The sequence below is a fragment of the Brevibacterium sp. S22 genome, from assembly GCF_004745485.1.
In the GTDB taxonomy this organism is placed as follows: Bacteria; Actinomycetota; Actinomycetes; order Actinomycetales; family Brevibacteriaceae; genus Brevibacterium.
In genome coordinates, this window is sequence record NZ_RHFG01000044.1 from 1 (window position 1) to 23,730 (window position 23,730).

Sequence of the window (23,730 nt, forward strand, 5' to 3'; positions counted from 1 at the left end):
GGACCCATTTGGTGATGGTGGCTTCGTGGACGCCGAAGTCCTTGGCGATCTGGGCAATTGTTGTGTTCTTGTCGCGGCCCATCACGACGCGGACGACGTCATCGCGGAATTCTTGTGGGTAGGGCTGTGGCATGGTGTCTATCCTTCCAGGCTTGCTTGTGTACAAGCCAGATTAGATGTCACCAAACCCTGCATCAGTCCCGGTTGCTTGATCATGACTGCCTTGAAGAAGGCGGCGACTTGCTCTGCACCGACCATTGGGTCAATTGCTGCGCTCACGATTCCCCCCCCATCTGTGACGGCGGTAACGCTCGGATCGAGTACGTTAAGAAGCTTCGTGAGACTGCCTTGCTGCCATGCCTCTTTGAAAGCTTGGTTAACACGCCGATGTTCGTCCTGTTCGACGCGTCCAGAGGTGGCGCTCTTTGCTCGTTTCCTCGCTGACGAAGCGAGTTGGCGGCACGCATGAGGGGTACGCCCGACGATTTCCGCGATCTCGGCGAAGGAGTATTGGAACACGTCATGCAGGACGAAGCTGACGCGTTCGGCGGGTGACATCTTGTCGAGGACGATCAGGAGCGCCATGGAAACCGACTCATCAAGTGATATGCGGTCGGCAGGGTCGGCGGATGTGGTCCCCGAAGGTTCGGCAACTCTGACATCGAAGGCAGGGATCGGCTCGGGAAGCCACTCGCCAACGTATAATTCGCGTCGTTTGCGGGCCGACCGTAGTTGGTCGAGGAAAATTCGGGTAACGACTTTGGTGAGCCAAGCTCCCGGCGTCTTGATCGCATTCCGCTCTGACGGCGGTTGGCGGTACCAGCGGAGATAGGCCTCTTGTACTGCGTCTTCTGCGTCAGATGCTGATCCGAGCAGGTTGTAGGCGACGGACAGTAGGCGAAGCCGCTCGCCTTGTACGACTTCGAGGAAAGACCTGGCGGATTCGGTGTGGCTGTCACGGGGAACCATGGCGATCACTCGTGCTTCCGTCGTACCCGAAGTCGGGTGTGGTCTGATCCTTGGCGGTATGCGGGACTACTGTCTGCATGTGCGGGCTCCTTCGGCGGTGTGGTCCGTCTGGTGTGACTCTGGTAACACTTCGACGGAGCAGCGGTTCAAAACGTCAGGTGCGCTGGTCATCGCGGCTCCCCGCGGCGGCATTGGGTGGGGGACGGTCGCTTCGAAGCCTCCCTACGGACCAGGTCAAGGACGGTGCTAAGGGCCAGTCCCGCCGGTCGCAGTCCGAGGCCCGGGACCGCCCGCTCCGGCTGCGTTGCGACTCGCCTTAGTCGCTGAAGTGCGGGAGTCCCGCCTCACAGATCGCAGCGCCGCGTCGTCTCTTAGTTGGTCAGCTGAAGTGCCACGGGCCAACGAAAGGGATACTTGTGCCACGCGAACATTCGCCGAGAACGAGAGCCGTCGACCGGGTCGGCAGTTGGATAGACAAGCGAGTCGGAGCAAGCACTTGGCTGGCAAAGCTTAGGACCAGGGTGTTTCCCGATCATTGGTCGTTCTTCTTTATTCATATCGCCCTGGCGTCATTCATCGTCTGCATGTTGTCGGGCGTCTTCCTGATGTTCTTCTATGACCCGTCAGTCGAAACAGTCACGTACCAAGGCCCATATGAGCCGTTACGAGGTGTAGAAGCCTCGCGAGCATTCACATCGACCATGGAGCTGTCCTTTGAGGTCCGCGGTGGGTTGCTCATGCGCCAACTGCATTCCTGGAGCGCATCGCTCATGATCGCAGCTCTGATTCTTCAGATCTTGCGAGTCTTCTTTACCGCCGAGCTTCGCAAGCCGCGGGAAATAGCTTGGATAGCTCTGTTCGGCTGCCTCATGACGGCGATGATGGCGGGACTGACAGGGCACTTCCTTCCGGATGACATGCTCTCAGGCAGCAGTCTTGCAGTCCTCGACGGCGTCCTAAAGGCCATACCAGTGATTGGTACGACTCTTTCATCACTCTTCTTTCAAGGCAGCTTTCCATCCGGAGCGATAGCAACGGTGTACCCGATGCACGTCCTCATCCTTCCGGCACTGATCGCCCTATTCGGTCTTGTCATCGCTTTTCAAACATTCCGTCACAAGCCCACTCAGTTCCCTTTGCCAGGGAGGTCCGAGAACAACGTGGTCGGGAAATCGCTCGCCCCCGCCACAGTCAAGCGATTCGGTCTGATGCTCATGGTGTCTGGAATCCTGTTCCTCATCGCCGCCACTGTGACGATCAATCCGATCTGGACCTATGGCCCCGCTGACCCAGGTAATGCTTCGGCCGGGGGCGGCGCTCTCTGGTTTGTCGCGTTCCTGGACGGGGCGCAGCGACTCGTACCGCCAGGATGGGAGATCGTCTTGAGTGGCTATACGCTCACTCTTGCGATCCTCGTTCCCGTCGCCGTATGTGGGTTGTTCTTCGTCGCTGCAATCCTGTACCCATTTATCGAATCGTGGATTTCCGCCGATAAACGCGATCATCATCTGCTGGTCCGCCCCAGGAATGCACCCGCACGTACCGGTATAGGCATTGCCGCAATCGTCTTCTACGCGGTTCTATGGATAGCTGCCGGTTCTGACGTCATCGCTTTGCACTTTTCTCTCAGCAACGAGGACGTCATTCTTGCGCTCCAGGTGTCACTGTTCCTCGGACCCATCGTTGGCTTCAGTATCGCTCGACGGATCTGCCTCGGCCTGCAGAGAAAGGACAAGGAGATCGCACTGCACGGTTTCGAAACGGGGAGGATCGTGCGTCTACCGAGCGGCGAATACCAGGAGATACACGCACCGGTTGATGAGTTCCAACGATGGGAGCTTGTCAACTATGAGTCTCCCTCTCCACTGCATCCGCGGCCAGATGAGTCTGGGCGGATTCGAATCAGGGAGAGGGTGCGAGCGTTCTTCTCTCGCAGGTTCTTTGAGGATCGTGTCGTTCCGCCTTCGCCTGACGAGGTTCGGGAGCTTCGCGGTCACTCATCTGCTGAGCCACAAGCGACGGAATCCTCTGAGAACCCCCGGACTGACGGTTCTCCTGTGCGCGATGACACCGCTCGACGTTCTGGTGGAGCAGACCTCACACTCTGATCGTGTGCTTCGTCTTACCTGTAGGGGGTGGTCTGCCCCCGCTGTATAGTCTCAATCAAGAGCCGCCTTGCCTGCTCGAGCTGGCCGGTGGCGAGGAGGAGGGATCATGCCGGACGCCACTGAGTCGGCTGTGACTGAGCCGCCGAGCCTTGGGGACGCCGTCGAAGAGCGCAGTATCCTACTCGGCCTGTGCTATCGACTCCTCGGGTCGCTCAGCGATGCTGAAGACGCTGTTCAAGACACGTACATTCGCTGGTATCGGCTTGAGGATTCTGCTCGCGAGGACGTGCGATCGCCACGCGCTTGGCTAATTACGACCGCGAGCCGAATCTGTTTCGATCTTCTCGGCAGTGCGCGCGTTCGTCGAGAGCTTTACGTCGGCGAGTGGCTCCCTGAACCTATCCCCGATCCAAGTGCCTGGACAAGCAGCTCATCTCAAGCTTCGATCGACCCAGCAGATCGAGTAAGTATGGACGAGTCCGTCTCGATGGCCCTCTTAGTCGTGCTGGAGTCGATGACGCCAGCTGAACGCGTGGCTTTCGTTCTGCATGACGTCTTTCGATTCACTTTTGCAGAGGTCGCTGAGATTGTCGGAAGATCACCGGTAGCTTGCCGTCAGTTGGCGTCTTCCGCACGAAAGCGGATTCGAGATTCGCGCCAGATTGCCGTGCCGAGTGAAGAGCATGCTGCCGTCGTCCGTTCATTCAAGAACGCTTGGAGCGAAGGCGACATTGGGGGGCTTATTAAGTTGCTGGACCCCAATGTCACGGCGGTCACCGATGGTGGCGGGCTCGTTTCTGCTGCTTTGGAGCCGTTGTATGGCCCGGAGGAAGTGGCTCGTTTCTTCATTGGCGCGTTTGGCCGCCAACCGGGCCTCCATATCGAGGAACAGGTTGTCAACGGAGAGGCTGGCCTGGTGGCGACCTCCGAGGGGAAGATCGTCGCAGTCATTTCTGTGAATGTGAGTTCTGGAATGGTGGATCATATCTGGGCCGTGCGGAATCCGGAAAAGCTAGCAGCGTGGGAGTGAGGAGCGTACACGGTCCTCAGACGCCAGAATGTTCGCAAGGCCGCACTTCTCTCAGATCTCCATGGAGCCCTGCGCGACTGGAAACGAGTACTTCAATTGTAAAATGAGATGCACATGGCCCGACATCGCAGACGGAAGAAGCACCATGCCGTTCAGAGCCGCGCACTGTGTCTCGATACCGGCAAACGTCAGTACGGAGACTATGGTGACGCCGCGCGGGTCGCGTTGCGCCGCTCGCGTTATGCCGGTCCGTTGCGGATCTATGAGTGCCCGTCGTGCGGGGCGTGGCACCTGACCAAGCGGCGCATCTGGGGCAAGCCGCCTGCCTCCTAGATGTATGAGGGCCAGACGTTGGTGACGCCAGCACGGAGCCGAGATGCTGGGGGATGTCCGCCCGCTCCACTATGGGGGCGGTGGTAGTTGTAGTGGATATTCCAGATTCCGATCGCGGTGTCGCGGGCTTCTTCGCTCTCGAACTCTCGGGCGTATAGCAGTTCCTCGGCCAGGATTCGCTGGTAGCGCTCCACCTTCCCGTTGTGTCGGGGCGTGTAGGGCCTGGTCTTCTGGTGTCGCGTGCGGTTGCCGACGATTCGAGCGAAGTCGGCCGAGCGGTAGCACGCACCGTTATCGGTGATGACGCGGTGGATGTGCGAGATCCCGTGAGCGGCGAACCAGGCCTTAGCTCGGGCGAGGAACGCTGCCGCCGTGGGTCCCTTCTCGTCGGTCAGCGGCTCGGTGTACGAGAGTCGGGAGAATCCGTCGACGGCGGAGTGCAGGTAGGTGTACCCCCGCTTCGCCCCAGCTGACTTCGCGCGACCCGCAGTCCTAGCCTGGTCGCTGTTGCGCCCATGAATGCGCCAGCCGCCACCGTCAGGGATTCGGCCGACCTTCTTCACGTCGAGGTGCACCATATGGCCGGGCCAGCGGGCGGTGATCTTCCCTGGCTTGCGATTGGTGTCGCCGCCAGGGTCGATGAACCGGCGTCGGCCAAGGCCGAGCCGGCTCAGGTGTCGGCTGACGGTACGCCGGTTGATCCTGACGTCCAGCTCGGCGAGCTCGTAGGCAATGCGCTGGGCGGACCACTTGTGCTCTCGCCGCCAGACCTCGATCTGTTGGATGACACAGGCGGCTGTCGCGGTACTGCTGTGGTGGGGCGTCGAAGCACGGTCTTGGAGCCCGGCTTCGCCATGGCGTCTCCACCGGTTGACCCACTTCGAAGCGCACGCGCGTGAGATGCCCATCTCGGCAGCTACGTGCGCGATCGGCCGGGTCAGGCACCGATTCACGAGCCGGCGTCGACCTTCAAGGCTCAACGGAGCATTAGCGTGCGTCACTTGGCAGCCTCCACATTCCGTACCCGCGGGGCGATCATGCGCAGCGTGGGCAGCATCACGAGGAGTGCGAGAGCGGTCAGCGCGGTCGCTGCCCACACGGGACCAAGGTTGCTCGAGCTCTCGAGCGCTACCGCTCCGAGCGCCGGACCAGCAGCGGCCCCGATGTTGAGAGCGGCAGTCGCGTAGGAACCACCCATGGTGGGCGCTTCCGATGCTGCGTAGAGCACGCGAGCGATCATGGTGCTTCCCACAGCGAATGCCAGCATTCCCAGCAGGAACACCAGGACGAGCAGCGGCACGGAGTGCCCAGCAAGCACCGCGAGCAACAGCCACCCAACTAACAGGAGCGGCGCGGCCACAACGAGGAGCGTTCGCGGGTGCTGGTCAGACAGTCGCCCGGCAATGCTGACTCCCATGAAGGACCCGATGCCGAACAACACCAGAGCCACCGGTACCCACACCTGGCCCAGACCCGCTGTCCCGGTCACGACCGGCGCGAGGAACGTAAACGCGGCGAAAGTCCCGCCATTGACCAGCGCAGCGAGCAGCATCGCCGTGAAAAGACGGGGCACGCGGAGCTGCGCCAACTCGAAGGCGAGAGACAGGCCATCGTTGGCTTCGTCCTGCGTGTCTCTCGGCTGTGGACGGATCCCGGTGAGGATGCCGATTGCAGCAGGAACGCACAGGAAGGCTACCGCCCAGAACGTGGCCCGCCATCCCAGCGCCGTGCCAAGTAGAGCCCCCGCGGGAACACTGGCGTGAGGGGTTGATCGTAGACACTGGACCAAAGTTACAATCCAGTATGGAGGTTCAGTGAGATGGCGAGACCTAGCAAGTATTCCCAGAGTCTGCGAGAGCAGCTTGTGCGTTCTGTGGTCGCCGACGGAGAAATCGTCTCCGAAGTCGCACGGCGACATGGTGTGAATCCAGAGACGCTCCGGCAATGGGTGAAGAAGCATCGGGCGGAGAACCCTATTACCGAGACGCCGCTCGGTGAAGCAGATCGCGAGGAGCTTGATCGGCTCCGACGCGAGGTTCGAGACCTCAGGATGGAGCGGGAGTTCCTAAAAAAAGCGGCAGCCTTCTTCGCGAAGGAGCAGCCGTAAGCGAGCGTTACGGGCTGATCTTCTCCGAAGAAGGCAACTTTCCTATCGGCAAAATGTGCGGCTGGAGTGAAGTGTCGCGCTCCGGGTACTACGGGTGGCGGAATCGGCCTCTCTCTGCGACTGCTCACTGGCGCGCGGATATGGCGCACTTGGTGGAGGAGATCTTCACTGCCCACGCCGGCACGTACGGATACCGGCGCATCGCGGCAGAGCTCCACCGGCAGGGTCACCCGATCGACGAGCAGACCGTTCGCAGCATCATGCGAGAGCTCGGCCTGGTGGCCTGCCAGGTCAAGGCAGGCGGGCCCCGCACGACGATCCCCGCCGCAGACGCAGATGACCTACCCGACCTGTTGCGCCGCGACTTCACGTCGGACCGCCTCGGCGCGAAGCTCGTCGGAGACATCACCTATATCCCCACCTGGCAGGGTTGGTTATATCTGGCGACCGTTCTCGACTGCCATTCGAAGATGGTTGTCGGATACGCAATGGCAGATAATATGCGAACGACCCTCGTCACGGATGCTCTCGAGATGGCAGCCAAGAACGGCTTTACTACACCTGGCGAGACAATCTTCCATTCGGACCGCGGCACGCAGTACATGTCAAATGAGTTCGCGCTATTTTGTGAGGCTTACGGTATAGTCCGTTCCGTGGGCCGTACTGGCATCTGCTACGACAACGCGTGGGCGGAGTCGTTCAACTCGACCCTGAAAGTCGAGCGGGTTCATCGCGTGGTGTATCCCACCCGCCGACGGGCGATTGCCGATATCGCTAGTTGGATCGAGCTGTACTACAATCGGCAACGGATACATTCCGCGCTCGGGTACCGCACGCCCGCCGAGATCGTCGAGAGTTGGATCTACACCCGAGCAGCATGATTTTCGGTGTCTACTTTCAGTCCCGCCGCCCAGGCAACCGTGACGCTGTGTTTGCGGTCGGTGCCGGTCTCGATCGCGTGGACCGCACCGTCCTCGTCGACGCTTTGGATGGTGAAGGTCTGCCGGTTCGCGACCCGCAGCTCGGCATCATTCTGCCGCGCCTGCACCAGATCACCCACACCGATCGCCAGACCATCAGAACCGGTCACGGTACGGGTGTCGTCGACCTCGCCAGCTTCGACGCGGACGGTGCGGATGCGCTCGTTCAGGACGGTGGCCTCGTCGTTGGTCGCCACGGTCACAGCATCCTCGCGGGCCGTGTGCTCGGCGATGTGCTCGCGCAGCGCGTCATCGTCGGCATGCAGCCGGACCAAGCCGAGCGAGTGCAACTGGTCGAAGATCGCCGCAGGGTTCTTCCCGTCGCGCATCCGCAACGTCAAGGCCGCATAGTGTTCGTCGTCGAAGCGGTGCAGCTCGCTCATATCCACAGTTGCCCCGCGGATGTGCGCGGCCATATCGAGCACCCCGCCACGCCCGACCGCGGGCAGCTGGGCACGGTCGCCGACCAGCGCCACCGACGCCCGAGACTCGCGGACGATGGTGAGGAGGGCCAGCGCGGTGTCCTGGTCGAGCATCCCTGCTTCGTCCACGATCACCCGCTCACCCCGCACCAACCGAGCACCCTGCGGCGGACCCATATAGGTCTGGCCCGTGGTGGGGTCGGTGTCGCCGGGCTTGAGGCGGGTCCAGACGCCGTCGTCGTTCCACCTGAACCCGTGCGCGTACACGAGCGCAGCCACACTGTCGGCTGGCACCTTTAGGGTCTCGGCTGCGACTTGGGCGGCCTTCTTCGTCGGGGTGACCACCCGCACCGACCGTCCGTCGTGGTCGAGGGCTTCGATGGCGGTGGCGAGCATGGTGGTCTTCCCGGACCCGGCGGCCCCTTCAACCACGACGAGCGGGTCAGGGGAGGCGACCGCGGCCGCAGCCTCGGCCTGCCCGGCATCGAGGCCGTGCTCGGCGGCGAGCTCGGTCAGGTCGGGACGGGGCGGCTCGCGGTTCGGTGCCTGCACTTCGAGCCGGTCACGCAACTGCGTCTCGGCCTCCACCACCCGCAGACTGGTGAGGTGTGCAACATGCTCGGGGTGCACGGCACCGGGCGGCAGCACGGAGAAGCAATCCCCTATTGCGAGATCGGTGGCGAGTTGCACGAACTCGCGCAACTCCGTAGGTGTCGCTTGCGCGCCGTGGTCGGTGGTGATGCGGGTGACGTGCTCGCGGATGGTGTGCACCGTCCACGTCGACCCACCCGCCGCACTGCGGTCGAGGGCACGGTTGGCGACTTCCTGCACGCTGAGGTCATCGACGGACACCCGCTCGGGTGCTGGTGCACGGGTGAGGGTCTCGGGGTTGTAACCGGCCTCGACCAGCTCTTGCTTCCAAGCATCTTCGTCGCCGAGGTCGGACGGTTTCTTGTTCGGCCGCTCATGCGCCCACGCCTTGTGCAGCAGCCGCGCGCGGACGACGGGGCCGGCCTCCTCGCCGGGATGCGCGGACTCCCGCTCGGCCTCCAACCGCTTCAGGTTGCGTTCGACCTGATGGGCACGCTTGCTCATCACCGGGTTGAACGTCTCCAGCTCCGTGACCTCCCCGGTGACGGGGTCGAGGGTGAGGCCGTGAGCGTCCAGGGTTGCAGCCAGGTGCGGGTGCGCGGCGATCACCGCAGCGCCGAGTGCACGGATCGCACCCTGTTGCTTGAACAGGACCGCAGTATCGAGGGCACGCCACTTGCCCGCGGCGGGCACGCGAGTGCCGATCTGGAAGTGCACATGCCGGTGCGGATCACCGGCACGACTGGTGCGATGCACCACGGCCACCGTCTGCACCGACTCCGCCGGGATGATTTCCTGCTCCCCGCGCGGGCCAACCCGCGTGTAGGCGTGCTGGGCCAGCCACCGCCGAATCTCGGCCACCGCATCCTGCTGCGCGGCATCGAGGGCATCGGAGACCTCCGGGTGCAGGGCGGCAGCGATCGACAGGGACTTGGGGGTGTTGACGACCATCTCCGCGAACCGCGGCGAGCCCTTCCGGATCTCGCCAGCCTCACGCGGGATTCCCATCCGCTCCCCGGTCAGCGGATGGACCCAGTCCACCCAGCCCGCGTACTGCTCCGGGTCCAGCCCGGTGTTCGCGACGACCTCACCGGCGGCGTTGGTGATGGTGAAGTCCGCCAGCGCCGTGCCGCCTTCGAGGTAGTAGTCATCCGCGGTGGACCGGTCGGATTCGAGGTACCGGCGGGCGGCAGTGCCCGGCCCGCGGAAGAGGGTCACGCCGCCTTTCATGCCGGTCACCGCCTTCCTCACGAGTCGCTTCGTGAGGAAGGTGCGCGGGCACTACCGCAGGTAACATGCGTCCATTTATTTGTGTCTTCAGGCGGCGGGGCTGATCGGGGAGGCCATCGCGAGGGTGAGTTGCCGGGCTGGAGCCGATGAGTCGAGACAGCTCTGGGTGGTCCAGCGATCCGGTATGGAGGAGTCAGGGTGAGGGCGGAGACGAGTGTTGAGACTGTGGCGAGGTCGAACAGACACTAGGACCAGGAGGAAGGGGCGGGGAGGCTCGCCTCCTGAAACGCGTGTCGCTCGAGTGGTAGTCTGGGATCATCGGAAGTAAAAACGTGCGTCGCTGTTGAAGACGAGGCTCTCTACAGAGCGCACGAGCACACACGGGACGAACGGCCCGTCACTTCTTCACCGAGAAGGAGTGACCCATGATTCGTCGTCCCAGCCACCAGTCCGAGGCCGCGCAGCCGCCTCACACGCTGAAGGACGCGTGGATCGCGCTGGCCGGGCTGTCGGCCGTGTTCCTGTTCGAGATGCTCGACAACTCGATCCTCAATGTCGCCTTGCCCACCATCGGCCGGGAACTACAGGCCACCGCCACCGCATTGCAATGGGTGACTGGCGTGTACTCCGTCGTGTTCGGCGGATTGATGCTCGCGCTCAGCGCCGTCGCCGACCGCATCGGCCGACGCAAGATGATGCTGGCCGGGCTCGTGCTGCTCGGGATGACGAGTCTCGCGACAGCCTTCGTGGCCACTGCCGGGCAGCTCATCGCCGTTCGCGCGGCGATGGCGGTGGCCGCCGCGATGACCACGCCGGGCTCCCTGGCTCTCGCGTTCCGGCTCTTCGCCGATGACCGCCTCCGGGTACGCGCGATGACGGTGATCTCCACCGTAGGACTCATCGGCCTTGCCGTCGGCCCGATCGCCGGCGGCTTCGTCCTCGCCATCGCACCGTGGCAGACCCTGCTGCTGGTCAACGTGCCGATCGCAGCCATCGCCTTCATCGCGATCCGCAAAGGCATTCCCGCCGACGGGCCAGAAGAGCTTCACCGCGATCCTGTCGATATCTGGGGAGCCATCCTGGGCACCGCGGCCATCGCATCCGCATTGCTCGCCCCCGCCCTCTTCGTCGAAGTGGGCGCAGACACCTGGTTCCCCTGGGCCGGGGTGGCCGCGACCGACCGTTATCTGGAGTCGTAAGGCCCGCACCTTGACGTGATCTTCGGTTCTGTGTCGTGGACGGTGTCTATGACGAGGCTGTCGTCGAAGATTTCACCCATGTGGCCTTGGGTGTTGGTTACATACGTGTTAGCGTGTATGTATGAAGCGATCGGCCGAGGATGCGGCGAAGACCCGCGTGGCGCTGCTGGAGGCGGCCCTGATGTCCTTCGAGGAGAAGGGGTGGCAGGGGGCGACGTTCGAGCGTGTGGCTGAGCGTGCCGGTGTCACACGTGGTGCTGTGAACCATCACTTCCGAAGCAAGTCCGAGCTACTGGCCGAAGCCCTGGAGTGGGGCTGGTCGGAGTACGGGGACCGGCTGTTCGCCCAAGAGGCAGCGCTATCCACTGCCGAGGACCGGCTGAGCGACTTGCTGGCTGAGTACGTGACGTTGCTGCGTAGCGATGAGCGGTTCCGTGCGCTGGCTTCCACTACGGTCCTGGTCGCTCCGCAGGCGCTCGATGACAGCAGCCGCAAGCACGAAGCGCTGGACGCCTGGCGCGATCAGATCGCCGCGACCTTACGTGATGACGCCGACGTGCCGGTACCACCGGAAACAGCCGCAGGTCTGGTTCTGGTGCTCCTTCAAGGGTTCACCGTGACCGCGGTGACCCGACCCAATGACCTTCCGCAGCCCGAACACCTCGACGCCGCGATCGCGGCGCTAGTCAAGGGGTTGTTCTCCTAGAAAGACGTACGCACATGACTACATTCGACTCTGCCTCGGTCGTGCGAGAGACCACTCCCGGGCGGGCGCTGATCGTCGGATCAGCAGCGGTGTTCACCGATATGCTCGTCCACGGTCTTGCCGTGCCCGTCCTGCCGTTGCTGCCCGCGGTGGTCGAGGCTGGTCCGGCAGCCACCGGAGTGCTGTTCTCTTCCTACGCGGTGGCGATGGTCATCTCCACCCTGTTCGCTGGACGCATCGTCGATCGTCACGGCCCCAAGACTCCGCTGCTCATCGGCCTGGTTGGGCTGGCCACCGCGACACTGTTGTTCGCGACCGGCGGTCCATACTGGCTGCTGTTGGTGGCCCGGCTCGCCCAAGGTATCGCCGGCGCCATGTCTTGGGTGGCGGCGCTGTCGCTGATCGCCGCGACCACCAGCTTCGACAAGCGAGGACAGGCTATGGGTATCGCCATCTCCTCACTCACTCTGGGTGTGCTGCTGGGGCCGCCTCTGGCGGGCTTCCTCGTCGAGCGCTTCGGCACCGCATCCCCGTTCCTCTTCGCAGCCGCCATCGCCCTGGTCGACGGGGTGTTGCGCATCGTCCTGGTCAAGGGCTCTCCTCGAGTCACCGACGACGTGGGTGGGCCTCTTGCTGTACTGCGCGTCCCGGGATCGATCTCGATCGTGATCGCTGTCGCGGTCGGTGCGGCTGTACTCTCCGGCGTCGAGCCGGTCCTGCCGGTGTACTTGGGAGCCAGCTCGCTGACGATCGGATTGCTCTTCGGTCTCGCTGCCCTGGCGGCGATCATCGCCAACCCGATCGTGGGCTATTACGTGACCACCGCGCCGCCTCGGCTCCTGATCGGCCTCGGTGTCATCACCGTCGCCGCGGCTCTCATTGTGATCGGGTTCGCAAGCGGACTCTGGCAGACCAGCATCGGCATGGTCCTGCTCGGAGTCTCCTCAGCTCTGCTGCTGGCACCGGCGACGACCATGATCAGCGAACAAGGCTTCCGCTCCTCCCCGCCAACTCTGGGTGGGTCCTACTCGCTGTACAACCTGGCCTACGCCGCAGGCCTCGCCGGCGGGCCGTTGCTCACGGGATTCGGTGTCCAACAGGCTGGGTTCACTACCGCGATGATCATCGCAGCCATCGCCCTGGCCCTACTCGGCACGGCATCCCTGATCCGACTGCCCGCTACCGCACCTGCCAACCGCCAGGACGAGCAGGATGCCTGAACACGCAGGCCGAGCCGACCACGTGCAGGCCGGTCCTGCCCGAGCTGAGGCATGATCTGGTGTTTGTCCAGCGTGTGCTCTCCCCGCTCGATATCGTGGAGTCGTGGACGGTGCTGGCCGATGATGGCGCCCCGGTGGCTCCGATCGAGCGGTACCTGGCGTACTTGACCCAGATCGAGCGATCACCGAACACGGTCAAGGCCTACGCCCACGACCTGAAGGACTGGTTCGTCTTCCTCGGTACCCAGGACATGGACTGGCGCGAGGTGCGGCTGGAGAACGTCGCCGAGTTCGTCGCCTGGCTGCGCCGCCCACCGCAGCTACGCGACGGGACGGTCCGGGTCCTGCCGTCGGTGGAGCGCCACTGCACCGAGTCCACGGTCAACCGAAAGCTCTCCGCACTCAGCGCGTTCTACCAGCACGCCGCGCGCCACGGCATCGACCTCGGAGAGCTGCTGAGGACGTGGCACCCAGCCGGGGGCCGGGGGGCGAGGTGGAAGCCGTTCTTGCACCACATCAGCAAGGGCAAGCCGCAGCCGCGGCGAGCCATCGTCCTGAGCGCGGAGCGCAAACTCCCGCGCGTGCTCACCGCCACCGAGGCACAGACCATCCTCGATGCCTGTGACCATCTGCGGGACCGGTTCCTCCTCGCGGTGCTGTTCGACACCGGGATGCGGATCGGGGAGGCGCTGGGCCTGCGGCACGAGGACATCGCTGCAGCCGAGACCCAAATCATGGTCCGGCCGCGGGTCAATGACAATGGTGCCCGCTCCAAGTCACGCAGCCCGCGGACGGTGCCGGTCAGCGCGGAGCTGGTCCGGCTCTACGCCGACTACCTGCACCTGGAGTACGGCGATCTGGACTCCGACTACGTCTTCGTCAATCTCTGGGGCCGGCCCCACGGCCACCCCTTGACCTACACAGCCGTCTATGACCTGGTGAAGCGGCTGCGGCGGCGCACCGGGGTCGACTTCGATCCGCACTGGTGCCGCCACACCGCCGCGACCCGGATGCTGCGCGACGGGGTGCCGATCGAGGTGGTCTCCAAGCTCCTTGGCCACGCCGACATCACCACCACCGCCGCCGTCTATGGGCACCTGAGCGCCGAGGACGCCCGCAAGTCGCTGGAGGAAGCGGGCTGGTTCACCGGCCGAGACGTACGGCTATGAGCGAACCAATCCCGCTGTCGTCTGAACGGTCACCGCGGCCAGGGCGCCGGGGCCGGGCGCCCCGCCAGAACAACAGCTGGGACACCCAGTACGGCAACGATGTCTGGCAGCTACGTGAGCTCGGCATCCAGGACCGCCAGCTCGCCCGGATCACCTTCGAGGGCATCCCACAGCCCTGGCTCAAGGCCCTGGCGAAACGCTGGGCTCGGTGGCGTCTGGCTTCGGGCCTCGGGGCGGTCAGCGTTTCCACCGGCAACCGGGCGATCGCGTGGTTCGGCGAATTCCTCGCCGAGGCGGTACCTGCCCTCCAGGGGCTGGGGGAACTGGACCGAGAGCTGTTGGAGTGCTACCTCGCTCACCTGCACGCCCGGTGCTCGGGCACCGCGAAACATCGCAACCTGATCGGTCAGCTGAACCTGTTCTTCACCGGCATCCGACAGCACGGCTGGGATGGCTCCCTGCCTTCGACGGTGATGTTCTTCAGTGAGGACTTTCCCAAGGAGGGTGCACGGCTGCCCCGTGCGCTCAGCGAAACCGTGATGGCTCAGCTGGAGAACCCGGACAACCTCGCCAAGTGGAACAACCCCAGCTACGAGCTGATCACGCTGATCTTGATGGAGTGCGGGCTGCGCATCACCGACACCGTCCGTCTGCCGGCTGACTGCATCATCTACGACGGTGAGGGGGCACCGTACCTGCGGTACCTCAACCACAAGATGAAGCGCGAGGCCCTGGTGCCGATCGACGCTGATCTCGCCGAGGTAATCACTGCGCAGCGACGCCGCCTCCAGGAGCAATGGCCGGGTGGTGCGGCGGTGTTGTTCCCTCGAGTCACCCGCAATGAAGATGGCCGCGAGCCGATGGGTGACGGGGTCTACCGCAAGGCGCTACACCGCTGGCTCAAGCGCTGCGATGTCCGTGACGAGCATGGTCAGCCCGTTCGCGTCGTCCCGCACAGCTTCCGCCACACCCTGGGCACCCGGCTGATCAACCGCGACGTCCCCCAAGAAATCGTCCGACGGATTCTCGACCACGACTCCCACGTCATGACCGCCCACTACGCCCGGCTCAGTGACACCACGATCCGCCGGCACTGGGAAGCCGCACGGAAGGTCAACATCAAGGGCGAGACGGTCACCCTCGACCCGGACGGACCCCTGGCCGAGGCGGCCTGGGCCAAGCAGCGAGTGGGACGAGCGACCCAGGCCCTGCCCAACGGCTTCTGCGGACTGCCGGTCCAGCAGTCCTGCCCGCACGCGAACGCGTGCCTGAGCTGCCCGATGTTCATCACCACCTCCGAGTTCCTGCCCGAGCACCGCCAGCATCGCCAGCAGGTCGTGCAGATCATCACCGCCGCCGAAGCCCGCGGCCAGCAACGACTGGCCGAGATGAACCAGCAGGTCCTGGGAAACCTCGACCAGATCATCACCACGCTGGAAGACGACCCGGACGACGAGGCGAACACTTGATGCATGCCGACAAGAGCCACCACCTGACCGCCGCCGCCCAGCGGCGCCACGAAACCACCCGCGCCAAAGCCACCCAGACTCTTCGCGACCTCGACCGCGAGGGCGGCGCGGTCACCTTCCAGATCGTCGCCCAGAAGGCGCAGGTCTCACGCTCCTGGCTCTACACGCAGGAGGACATCCGCGCTGAAATCCGACGGCTGCGCGACCTCCAACGAGGCAGATCCGGCGCACCGGTGCCTGCGTCCCAACGTTCGACCGATGCATCCTTGCTACGCCGCCTCGAAGTCGCCAACGCGCGCGTCCGCGACCTCGCCGCCGAGAACCAGCGACTCCGGAAGCAACTGGAACACGCCCTCGGTCGACTACGGACATCGAACCCGGATCAATGACGGGCCGGCCCCGAGCCGCTTGATGGACAGCCCAAGGTAACCATGTCCACCAGGAACACTCCCGATGCCCGGCAGCCTCGTGCTGGACGTCACGGTCACCCCGCATCGCACCCCAGATAACATCGCTTTCGCGGCAGCATTCGCCTGGCGCGAGCGCTCGTTCCAATACCCCCTGCTGGACCTGCAGCTGATCGCGAGCCCGCTCGTGTCCAGCGGACTGGCCTTCAAAGGCGCAGCCAACCTCGCCGTCGCAGGTATCGGGTACCTCGTTGCACTTCAGCTCCAGCTCGACTGGGGATGGACGCCCGCCCAGGCAGCACTGGGCATGCTTCCGCAAGTGATCGTCCTCGTCGCCGGCGGCGCCGTCATCTCGATCCTCGTCGACAAGCTCGGACTCGATCGAGCGGCCTGGCTCAGCGCCTCTGCCGTCGTCGTGGGCCTGGCCGTCTACGCGCTTCTGGGACGCGTCGGATACGTCTGGATCGCTGTGGCCCTCGTGCTCGTCGCGGCGGGAATGCGGGTCGTCGGCGTCGTCGCGGGAACCAACGTCATGAAAGGAGTTCCAGAAGACCGGACCACCGTCGGCGCGGCCCTGGCCGATACAGCCGGCGAGTTCGCAACCGCCGTGGGCATCGCCCTGAGCGGAACCTTCCTCGCCGCCATCTTCACCGGGCACCTCACCGCATCGGCCTGGCCGACCGAGCAGACCGCGGAGTTCCGACTCGCGGTCACCTGGGGCGGAATCGCTCTGACCGTGCTCGCGGCGGGCCTCGTCGCCTTCGGCATGCTCCGAGCCCACGGAGAGAAGAGCGCCCCAGAAATCTAGACCGAAGGGTGTTGACGGCGTGTCCGTCAAGGGAATGAACGGGGCTTCTGCAGGGGCTCTGCTTAAACGAAGAGTGAGATGAGAGAGGCGTGGTCACGGTGTTCAGGGACGAGGCGCAGTCGGTCGTTGCGCTGCACGACGTGGCGGTGACCACCAGGCCGCGCTGCGATGACCGACACCGTGGATGAAGAGGTTGAAGTGGGCCTGCTTGCCTTCCACGCCGCTCACCCCTTGACGAGTCCGCCGTCGACGATGAGGTTCTGACCCGTCACACCCCTGGCCCACGGGGAAGCGAAGAATACGACTGGGTCGGCGAGCTGATCCGGCGTCGTCACCGCCCGCAGCGGGGTGCCCGCGGCGATGCCCTCGAAGACCGCCTCAGGGGTCGCCGCCGAGGCGTCGGTGGTCAGCAGCAGCCCCCCGGAGACCATGTTCACCGTGATGGCCTGCGGGCCGAGATCGTCGGCGAAGGTGCGTGTCAGGGACAGCAGCGCTGCTTTCGCCGCGGTGTAGTCGTGGTAGGGCACGACGGGGTGCTGGAAGAGGTTCGTACCGATGTTGACGATCCGGCCGAAGCCCGCCTCGACCATGCCGGGAAGGGTGGCCTGGATGACGTTGAGAGGCCCATGCACGGAGCCGGTGAACTGTGCGGTGATCTCCTCGTAGGAGATCTGGTCCGCGTGGGAGCGGGCGTCGCCGTTGAAGGAGAAGTCAGCCAGCGCGTTGTTCACGACCGTGGTGATCGGACCGCCAAAGCGATCGGCGGCCTCAGCGACGAGGGCATCGACCTGGGCGCGGTCGCGGACATCAGCCCGGATTGCGATCGCCTTTCCGGGGTGGGCGGCGGCGAGGTCCTCCGCGGCGTCCTGGGAGGTGTGGTAGTCGATGACCACTCGCGCACCCTGGGCCAGGAACGCGCGAGTGATCGCAGCTCGGAGTCCGCGGGCGCCGCCGGTGACGAGGACGATCTGCTCGGTGAGGGGGAGAATAGTGTGTGCCATGTGTATGCCTCTCGATATCGAGGCGAAGGCAACCCGTGCGCACCGAAGAGCGAAAGTTGCTCTTCGGTGCGCTGACACCGCCAACATTGTCGGCGGGTGAAAGTCCGGACATTCCCTTCGCCAGTGCTAACTGGATCAGGTTCAACGGGTGTCATCTCAGCCGACCACGTCCCGTGCTCGAAAGCTGGAACGGGCGGCGCCCCGTGTCACGCCACCATCACATCACGGAAACCACACTCTCCACAAGCTTCGGACGGCCTGATTCTTCGTTACTGGAATCGCTGTCATAGAACACCTGATATCACTACGTGCTATCCGGCAAATGGGCATTCTGGCTTCTTGAGTGTTCCTATTGCTTGCGTTCCAGCTCGAGCGCGGTTTGGGCGATAGCGCGGACGTTGAATGTTTCCGCGACCGGTATCGCAGCCATTTCCTCGAGGGTGAACCATGCCGCTTCGAGTGCGTCATCGTCCGGGACCGGTTCCCCTCGTTCCCATCGGCAGAGCACTGCGATCAGGACGTAATGCAGATTGTGGTCGGCATCGATGACGTCGACAGCATCGAAGACATCACCGGGTGTGGCGAGGACTCCTGTTTCCTCGGCGAGTTCGCGCGCGGTCGCGGCGGTCAGGGTCTCGCCGGGTTCGATCTTGCCCCCGGGGAATGCCCAGCGCTCGGCGTCGGGCATGTGGGCACGCCGGATAAGGAGTACACGTCCTTTTCGGACCACTGCCGCCAGCGTCGCCGGCTTCGGGTAGGAAGCGTCGCGCGTCATCTACCCCGCCCCGATCGTCGACTCGGAGTGGTCTTGGAGGTGGGCTGTGATCTGCATGAACGGTGGATGGTCGATAGGTGCCTGGGAGCCGACGTCCTCTACGGTTTGTGCTCCGCGGTCGGTGACCTTGTCGACTGTGAAGCCGGCCTCGGTCAGCACCGCCTCGTAGGTGCTGATGAACCAGTGCCGGTCGACAAGCTCGAGGATCCCGGTGCCGGGGATCTGCAAGCTGACCTTGCGTTCGTCTCCGTCACGGTAGCCTCTGCCGGGCTCGCCGCTGCGGAAGGTCGGGAACGGTACTCCTGTGGCCGCCGGGTTGCTATCGACGATGAAGAGTCTGCCGGTCGGTGTAAGCACTCGGGCGAGCTCGCGGGCGATCGCTCTCAGTTCCTCGCGTGTGGGCACGTTGATGAATACGAAGCAGCACACGATCGCATCGAATGTGTCATCCGGGTAGGGAACGTGGCCGCTGTCGATGGTGTGGAATCGCGCGGCCGGTTGCGGGGTCTGCGCCCGGGCGAGGGTGACCATGTCGGTGCTGATGTCGACTCCGACGACCTGTGCTGCGGCTCCGGCGTCGAGGAGGCGTCGTGAGACTTTTCCGCTGCCGCACCCATAATCGAGCACGATCCCCCCTCGGCCGCAAGCAGTTTGGAGGTCATTGACGAGCGGGGTATAAGCCAGTCGGTTTTCGACATAGTCGTCATAGGCATCGAACCCTGCTGAGACTGCCGGAGTCGTCCATGATGTCGTCACTGCTGCACCGCCCTCACACGCGCGTTTTCGATGCTGGGCCATCGGCTCACGACCAGCTCCCGGTGGAGGGGATGGAGGTCGCCGATAATCGATGGGTCGACTGGTCGTTGGTATTGGAGTTGCCGGTGGATCCAGAACAGGCGGACAATGTCGACCCACGCTTCCGGAAGATCAAGGGTCGCCAGTGCGCGGCCTGGGAGCTCGTCTGCACGGATCGACTTCTCCAGGGCGAGGACCTGGTGCACCTGGTCCAGGCTCGCCCCCGAGGGCAGCCGTGGAAGAGTGCTGGGTTCCTCCACGATCGTCTGATCATCGCCGCCGAGGAGGGTGTGCACCTTGGTGAGGTCTTTTTCGTAGATGTGGATCGAGCCGACGTTGTGGATGTACACACCCGGGGTCAGGCCCAGCATCGAGGCGAGAAATTCTTGGATGAACGTGAAGGAGAACGTGTCGTTGAGCAGTCCCATGTACGCGTCGTTGGCGCGCATGAACGCGACCATGTGCAGACGGTCCTCACGGCGCAACAGCTGGAGAGCCAGCGTGCAGGAGACGTCGATGTTGCGGCGGTAGATGTCTTCGGAGTCGTCGAAGATCTGCAGAACGGCACGCTTGCTCGCAGGGTCATCCTCGCGGAGGGTGTTCACGATTCGTTCGATCGCAGTCTCGTCGCCGACGTGTCTGAGCAGTTTGGGACCATACCCGGTGCCCGGCAGGCTGAGGCCGTCGGGACTGTACCGGCTCATCGAGGGTGCGTAGGTGCGGATGAAGTCGAGGTCGTTCTTCCCTGAGAGGTACCACAGTGCTTCGGCGTAGTTGAAGATGATGTTCTGCCGACGAGACCTGGCCAAGCAGTACCGCCGGGCCGGGTTGGTCAGGCGTGCGGTGTAGCCGATGATTTCGCGTTCGTCCTGCCCGCGGGGACTGTTCTGGTATTCGAACCCGGTGTAGACCTGTCGCAGGGAATCCAGGTAGAGCGTGTGGAGGTCGGGATACTCAGGCTTCACTGACGGCTCCTGCCTGCGCGTGCTCGATCGCGGTGAGGATGCGTGGTCCGGTGGGCTGCTCGGGATCGATGGTGATCATCTGGACGTCGGCGACCGCTGAGAGGCCTCGGACGAGGAACGCGTACTCGGCTCCCTCGTCGAGGAGTAAGACGATGGGTTTGTTCCAGGCGGAGGCCCACCCGATCTCGATGTGCGTGCCCGGGGATGCCGGTGCGCCGGGGAACGCGACGAAGACGTCGCAGGCGGCGATCTCCGTGTAGTCGATGCGTGTGCATTCGCTGGGTTCCATGAACTCACGGCCCCAGTGCTCTCTGCGGTGGGCGCAGTGCACATCCCACCCCTGGGTTTCGAAGAAGTCGATGATCGAGGTGTACTTGTCGATCGCGGCGTCGCCCATCACATGGGTGTCGGCGTCGACGAGAGCTTTGAACGGGCCGGCGAGAAACATCTTTCGCGTCATCGTCACGGCTCCTTTCATGAGTCGAAGTGGTTAGCTCTACCGATCGGAACGAGGAGGGGCTGTTCTGCATCCCTACCCGCGCGGCCAGAGCTGGTGGAAGTGATGCAGGGGACCGTGACCTTGGCCGACGTCGAGGCGGTCGCTGGCAACGAGAGCGCCGTGCAGGTAGGTCTTCGCCCGTTCAACGCTTTCGGGCACGGTGTGGTCAGGCAGCAGTGCGGTGATCGCCGAGGACAAGGTGCAGCCGGTGCCGTGGTCGTTGAGGGTTTCGATCCTGGGAGAGGTGTAGGTGGAGATCCCGTCGGGGCCGGCGAGGTAGTCGACACTGACCGTCTCGTTCGTGAGATGCCCGCCTTTGAGTAGCGCCCACTGACAGCCAAGGCCACGCAGCCCGGTGGCCTGGTCCTCCATCTGCCCCAAGCGGGTGACATCTGTGGTGTCGAGGAGCACGGCGGCTTCGGGAAGGTTCGGGGTGATGATCGTGGCCAGTGGCACGAGCGTGTCTCGGATGGCTGCGACCGCATCGTCGTCCAACAGCCTGTCGCCGCTCTTGGCGACCATCACCGGATCAAGGACCACGGTCTCGGCTTCGTGGTATTGCAGGCGCTCGGCGATGACCTCGGCGATCGCGGCGTTGGCGACCATACCGATCTTTACCGCGTCGACGCGCACATCGTCGAACACTGCATCGATCTGCTCACCGACGAAAGAGGGATCAAGGGGCATGAACGAGCGCACACCGCGCGTGTTCTGTGCCACGACCGCGGTGATCGCGGCCATACCGTAGGTGCCCCTCGCTGAGAAGGCTTTGAGATCGGCGTGGATGCCCGCCCCGCCAGTGGGGTCGGTGCCTGCGATGGATAGGACGTTCTTGATCGTCATGCGTGCACTTCCTTCTGCTGCTGTGTGGCGGCGTAGCGGGCGACCTCGGCGACATCCTTGCTCAGAGTCAGGCGGGCCTCGTCGACCTCGTCGAGGGGGAACCAGCGTGCTTCGAGGGCGTCGTCGCCAGCGTGGGGTTGCCCCGAGCGCCACTGGCAGAGCACGGCGATAAGCACGTAGTGACTGTCCAACCGTCCAGTCTCGTCTCGGCTGAACGCGTCAACGGAAGTCAAAACACCGGTCGCCTGACCGATGATGCTGGTTTCTTCACCGAGTTCGCGTTCGGCGGCTTTGGTGATCGTTTCTCCGAATTCGATCTTCCCGCCCGGGAATCCCCAGAATCCTGCATCAGGAGGGTTCGCGCGACGCACCAAGAGGACATGGTCATCTTTGATGAGGACGGAAATGACCGCGACCCTCGGGCGCACCTCGACTGAGGACGTCGCGGGGCCGACAACAGAATGGGACACTGTAACCTCCTAATGGGGAGGCCAGCGAAGGAAAGAAGCCCTGCTAGACCAGTCCCTTCGCCGGCATGATCCGGATCAGGTTCTAGGGTCACCACGCTGACAACGTCCAGTGGTATCTCAGCCCCTTGACGGGACACCCCTCGGTGCAACCCGAATCTACCAGAATGCCGTCACAGATACACCCTGCGCGGATTGCCCGCTGCGGGATGCTGGTGTTGGGATCGGCTGCGCACCTATCCAGTGCTGCGACTGTGCCCGATGGAGCAAGTGCCCGTCTCACGGGTGGAGTCACTGGTCGGTGTCGGCCTTGGACGGTAGAATGGAAGGTGTCGGGCGAGCATGAAGGAGGACAGGTCATGGCGACGACGAAGGCCCTGGAACAGGCCGAGATCGACCGGCTCGAAGCGCAGGTCACTGCGAGCCAGCGGATGGCTAGCGAAGAGGAGACTGACGCCGACCGTGCCCTGGGCCGCAAGGTGCTCACTGGAGAGATGTCCGCCGATGACGCCATCGCCGTCCGGCTGGCGCAGATCGACGCGAAGCACGGCATCACCCGGTAACACGCCGCGGGCCAATGTCTCGGGCGGGGGTGGACGGTGATGCCGGATCATTACACGTATCCCGGCACCGAGGTGCTCGTCAACATCCCCGGCTACACCGACCCGGCGGCGTGGAAGGAAGCCGAGACCGCCCACGGCGCGAGATAGGTGCCCTGGATCACGAGCTGCGAGCGGCGTTGCAGCGGCGAGCACACCGCCTCGACCCCGACCCGCCGTTCGGTCCACCAGACCAGGGGCGGGGGCCACATGACCGAGGACTCGGACTATGAACACTCAACGTACCGCCACAGGCGAGCGGAACGAGAGCAGCGTGCGGGCGGCCCGGTCACGTCCGGGCGAGGAGAACGGGTCCGCAAAATGGGCGGACCCGTTGATCACGACGCAGGCCAACCTCTCAGGGCGAAACCCCTGGCACGGTGGGAGGAAATTTCCTCCCACCGTGCCAGGGGGACGCCCACGGTGCCGCCACTGTGGCGGCGCCGTACGCCTCGCGCGGGCAGGCCATGGTGGTGCCGAATCGGCACCACCATGCCATCCGCAGGTGCGAACCGTGCAGGGGCAACGGGGCCGGAAAATTTCCGGAGCCGTTCACCGGCCCCCGGCGCGGGCACGGTCCTGCAAAATTTGCGGGACCGTTGGCTTGGGCACGGGGGTGGAAAATTTTCACCCCCGTGGGCTCGAGCCGACCGTGGTGCCACCGTGGCACCACCGTCAAGAACGAGGGCAGGTCGACGGTGGTGGCAAATTGCCACAACCGTGCTGCCGGAGACGACGACAGCGGGCTGACGGTGGTGCACAATTTTCACCACCGTGACGTTCCGCTGGTGACTGCTCCGGGGGCGCCGAATCGGCACCCCCGTGCCCGACCCCGTTTTCGGGGCCTCCAAGGGCACGACAGCACTGACCATCCACATATAGTAGCTCGCTCCTGCGCGGATGGCTAGATGCCGCGTTGACTCATAGAAAACCTCCGCGTAACCATCATCGTTGCCTCATTTGAAAACCTCCGGCACGGCCGGGTCGTTGACTCAGAACAAAACCTCCGCCACCGGAGTGGCTCCACCAGGCAGGCAT

The 23,730-nt window shown here is 64.1% G+C and carries 22 protein-coding genes, 1 pseudogene and 2 riboswitches; of the genes and pseudogenes, 12 read left to right on the top strand and 11 right to left on the bottom strand.

Annotation, left to right across the window (positions count from 1 at the left end):
* Nucleotides 1-138: 138 nt before the first annotated feature.
* Nucleotides 139-969 carry a sigma-70 family RNA polymerase sigma factor gene (locus EB835_RS19475; RefSeq protein WP_240688877.1) on the bottom strand — a complete coding sequence of 277 codons (831 nt, stop codon included), beginning with the start codon at nt 967-969 and terminating at the stop codon, nt 139-141.
* A gap of 521 nt (nt 970-1,490) precedes the next feature.
* Between EB835_RS19475 and EB835_RS19480 the strand changes: the two genes are divergently transcribed.
* Together EB835_RS19480 and sigJ are read left to right on the top strand one after the other, a co-directional pair.
* Nucleotides 1,491-3,077, top strand: a complete 1,587-nt coding sequence (locus tag EB835_RS19480) for a cytochrome bc1 complex cytochrome b subunit (protein WP_135811098.1) — start codon at nt 1,491-1,493, stop codon at nt 3,075-3,077.
* A 106-nt stretch (nt 3,078-3,183) separates the two neighbouring features.
* On the top strand, nt 3,184-4,107 hold the full coding sequence (gene sigJ / locus EB835_RS19485; RefSeq protein ID WP_101556088.1) for an RNA polymerase sigma factor SigJ: 924 nt from the start codon (nt 3,184-3,186) through the stop codon (nt 4,105-4,107).
* A gap of 329 nt (nt 4,108-4,436) precedes the next feature.
* On the opposite strand, the gene EB835_RS19495 is transcribed toward sigJ, so the two are convergent.
* Entirely contained in the window at nt 4,437-5,441 is a 1,005-nt protein-coding gene (locus tag EB835_RS19495; protein ID WP_127362568.1) for an IS481 family transposase, read from the bottom strand.
* Nucleotides 5,438-6,193, bottom strand: a pseudogene (locus EB835_RS19500) (MFS transporter); the annotation flags it as partial. The pseudogene EB835_RS19500 and the gene EB835_RS19495, both read right to left, overlap by 4 nt.
* A 66-nt stretch (nt 6,194-6,259) precedes the next feature.
* Here EB835_RS19500 and EB835_RS19505 point away from each other — a divergent pair.
* The gene (locus EB835_RS19505; protein ID WP_135811099.1) at nt 6,260-6,547 is read left to right on the top strand and encodes a transposase; all 288 of its coding nucleotides are present in this window, start codon (nt 6,260-6,262) and stop codon (nt 6,545-6,547) included.
* Nucleotides 6,548-6,564: 17 nt separating this feature from the next.
* Nucleotides 6,565-7,428, top strand: coding sequence for an IS3 family transposase (locus tag EB835_RS19510; protein WP_240688878.1), 864 nt, complete (start codon nt 6,565-6,567; stop codon nt 7,426-7,428).
* Here the strand turns inward: EB835_RS19510 and mobF are convergent.
* Nucleotides 7,410-9,770 carry a MobF family relaxase gene (gene mobF, locus EB835_RS19515; RefSeq protein WP_240688879.1) on the bottom strand — a complete coding sequence of 787 codons (2,361 nt, stop codon included), beginning with the start codon at nt 9,768-9,770 and terminating at the stop codon, nt 7,410-7,412. The two genes, EB835_RS19510 and mobF, sit on opposite strands and share 19 nt — an antisense overlap.
* Nucleotides 9,771-10,195: 425 nt before the next feature.
* Between mobF and EB835_RS19520 the strand changes: the two genes are divergently transcribed.
* From EB835_RS19520 to EB835_RS19550, 7 genes are all read left to right on the top strand, one after another.
* Nucleotides 10,196-10,969, top strand: coding sequence for an MFS transporter (locus EB835_RS19520; RefSeq protein ID WP_135811101.1), 774 nt, complete (start codon nt 10,196-10,198; stop codon nt 10,967-10,969).
* Nucleotides 10,970-11,090: 121 nt separating this feature from the next.
* Nucleotides 11,091-11,675: a TetR/AcrR family transcriptional regulator gene (locus EB835_RS19525; RefSeq protein WP_135811102.1), complete on the top strand. Its 585-nt coding sequence runs from the start codon at nt 11,091-11,093 to the stop codon at nt 11,673-11,675.
* 14 nt (nt 11,676-11,689) lie between these two features.
* Nucleotides 11,690-12,895, top strand: a complete 1,206-nt coding sequence (locus EB835_RS19530; protein ID WP_135811103.1) for an MFS transporter — start codon at nt 11,690-11,692, stop codon at nt 12,893-12,895.
* A 59-nt stretch (nt 12,896-12,954) separates the two neighbouring features.
* Entirely contained in the window at nt 12,955-14,064 is a 1,110-nt protein-coding gene (locus EB835_RS19535; protein ID WP_168216800.1) for a site-specific integrase, read from the top strand.
* The gene (locus EB835_RS19540; RefSeq protein WP_240688876.1) at nt 14,061-15,533 is read left to right on the top strand and encodes a tyrosine-type recombinase/integrase; all 1,473 of its coding nucleotides are present in this window, start codon (nt 14,061-14,063) and stop codon (nt 15,531-15,533) included. Before EB835_RS19535 ends, EB835_RS19540 begins: the two co-directional genes overlap by 4 nt.
* A complete protein-coding gene (locus EB835_RS19545; protein ID WP_135811104.1) occupies nt 15,533-15,922 on the top strand; it encodes a DUF6262 family protein in 390 nt (129 codons plus the stop codon). The genes EB835_RS19540 and EB835_RS19545 overlap by 1 nt, the downstream gene beginning before the upstream one ends.
* A 64-nt stretch (nt 15,923-15,986) precedes the next feature.
* The gene (locus EB835_RS19550) at nt 15,987-16,748 is read left to right on the top strand and encodes an MFS transporter (protein WP_135811105.1); all 762 of its coding nucleotides are present in this window, start codon (nt 15,987-15,989) and stop codon (nt 16,746-16,748) included.
* A 224-nt stretch (nt 16,749-16,972) separates the two neighbouring features.
* Here EB835_RS19550 and EB835_RS19555 read toward each other — a convergent pair whose 3' ends face one another.
* From EB835_RS19555 to EB835_RS19585, 7 genes are all read right to left on the bottom strand, one after another.
* The gene (locus EB835_RS19555) at nt 16,973-17,749 is read right to left on the bottom strand and encodes a 3-oxoacyl-ACP reductase (protein ID WP_127362572.1); all 777 of its coding nucleotides are present in this window, start codon (nt 17,747-17,749) and stop codon (nt 16,973-16,975) included.
* Between the two features lie 94 nt (nt 17,750-17,843).
* Nucleotides 17,844-17,963: riboswitch (TPP riboswitch) on the bottom strand.
* Nucleotides 17,964-18,098: 135 nt separating this feature from the next.
* Nucleotides 18,099-18,524, bottom strand: coding sequence for an NUDIX hydrolase (locus tag EB835_RS19560; RefSeq protein ID WP_026159443.1), 426 nt, complete (start codon nt 18,522-18,524; stop codon nt 18,099-18,101).
* Nucleotides 18,525-19,280: a class I SAM-dependent methyltransferase gene (locus EB835_RS19565; RefSeq protein ID WP_168216801.1), complete on the bottom strand. Its 756-nt coding sequence runs from the start codon at nt 19,278-19,280 to the stop codon at nt 18,525-18,527.
* Nucleotides 19,277-20,284, bottom strand: coding sequence for a thymidylate synthase (locus EB835_RS19570; protein WP_096167725.1), 1,008 nt, complete (start codon nt 20,282-20,284; stop codon nt 19,277-19,279). Before EB835_RS19570 ends, EB835_RS19565 begins: the two co-directional genes overlap by 4 nt.
* Entirely contained in the window at nt 20,274-20,744 is a 471-nt protein-coding gene (locus EB835_RS19575) for a nucleoside 2-deoxyribosyltransferase (protein WP_018022529.1), read from the bottom strand. The genes EB835_RS19570 and EB835_RS19575 overlap by 11 nt, the downstream gene beginning before the upstream one ends.
* Nucleotides 20,745-20,816: 72 nt before the next feature.
* Nucleotides 20,817-21,626 carry a bifunctional hydroxymethylpyrimidine kinase/phosphomethylpyrimidine kinase gene (gene thiD, locus EB835_RS19580; protein ID WP_018022528.1) on the bottom strand — a complete coding sequence of 270 codons (810 nt, stop codon included), beginning with the start codon at nt 21,624-21,626 and terminating at the stop codon, nt 20,817-20,819.
* Entirely contained in the window at nt 21,623-22,096 is a 474-nt protein-coding gene (locus EB835_RS19585; RefSeq protein ID WP_018022527.1) for an NUDIX hydrolase, read from the bottom strand. The genes thiD and EB835_RS19585 overlap by 4 nt, the downstream gene beginning before the upstream one ends.
* 34 nt (nt 22,097-22,130) lie before the next feature.
* A riboswitch (TPP riboswitch) is annotated at nt 22,131-22,247 on the bottom strand.
* Between the two features lie 205 nt (nt 22,248-22,452).
* On the opposite strand from EB835_RS19585, the gene EB835_RS19590 reads away from it, so the two are divergent.
* A complete protein-coding gene (locus EB835_RS19590) occupies nt 22,453-22,656 on the top strand; it encodes a hypothetical protein (protein ID WP_018022526.1) in 204 nt (67 codons plus the stop codon).
* Nucleotides 22,657-23,730 lie beyond the last annotated feature (1,074 nt).

What these genes read in the sequence shown, in the direction of transcription:
- EB835_RS19540 (WP_240688876.1), top strand. Translation starts at nt 14,061, where the DNA reads ATGAGCGAACCAATCCCGCTGTCGTCTGAACGGTCACCGCGGCCAGGG.
- EB835_RS19530 (WP_135811103.1), top strand. Translation starts at nt 11,690, where the DNA reads ATGACTACATTCGACTCTGCCTCGGTCGTGCGAGAGACCACTCCCGGG.
- EB835_RS19505 (WP_135811099.1), top strand. Translation starts at nt 6,260, where the DNA reads ATGGCGAGACCTAGCAAGTATTCCCAGAGTCTGCGAGAGCAGCTTGTG.
- EB835_RS19525 (WP_135811102.1), top strand. Translation starts at nt 11,091, where the DNA reads ATGAAGCGATCGGCCGAGGATGCGGCGAAGACCCGCGTGGCGCTGCTG.
- EB835_RS19575 (WP_018022529.1), bottom strand. Translation starts at nt 20,744, where the DNA reads ATGACGCGAAAGATGTTTCTCGCCGGCCCGTTCAAAGCTCTCGTCGAC.
- EB835_RS19520 (WP_135811101.1), top strand. Translation starts at nt 10,196, where the DNA reads ATGATTCGTCGTCCCAGCCACCAGTCCGAGGCCGCGCAGCCGCCTCAC.
- mobF (WP_240688879.1), bottom strand. Translation starts at nt 9,770, where the DNA reads ATGAAAGGCGGCGTGACCCTCTTCCGCGGGCCGGGCACTGCCGCCCGC.
- EB835_RS19475 (WP_240688877.1), bottom strand. Translation starts at nt 969, where the DNA reads ATGGTTCCCCGTGACAGCCACACCGAATCCGCCAGGTCTTTCCTCGAA.
- EB835_RS19545 (WP_135811104.1), top strand. Translation starts at nt 15,533, where the DNA reads ATGCATGCCGACAAGAGCCACCACCTGACCGCCGCCGCCCAGCGGCGC.
- EB835_RS19590 (WP_018022526.1), top strand. Translation starts at nt 22,453, where the DNA reads ATGGCGACGACGAAGGCCCTGGAACAGGCCGAGATCGACCGGCTCGAA.
- EB835_RS19555 (WP_127362572.1), bottom strand. Translation starts at nt 17,749, where the DNA reads ATGGCACACACTATTCTCCCCCTCACCGAGCAGATCGTCCTCGTCACC.
- EB835_RS19550 (WP_135811105.1), top strand. Translation starts at nt 15,987, where the DNA reads ATGCCCGGCAGCCTCGTGCTGGACGTCACGGTCACCCCGCATCGCACC.
- sigJ (WP_101556088.1), top strand. Translation starts at nt 3,184, where the DNA reads ATGCCGGACGCCACTGAGTCGGCTGTGACTGAGCCGCCGAGCCTTGGG.
- thiD (WP_018022528.1), bottom strand. Translation starts at nt 21,626, where the DNA reads ATGACGATCAAGAACGTCCTATCCATCGCAGGCACCGACCCCACTGGC.
- EB835_RS19560 (WP_026159443.1), bottom strand. Translation starts at nt 18,524, where the DNA reads ATGACGCGCGACGCTTCCTACCCGAAGCCGGCGACGCTGGCGGCAGTG.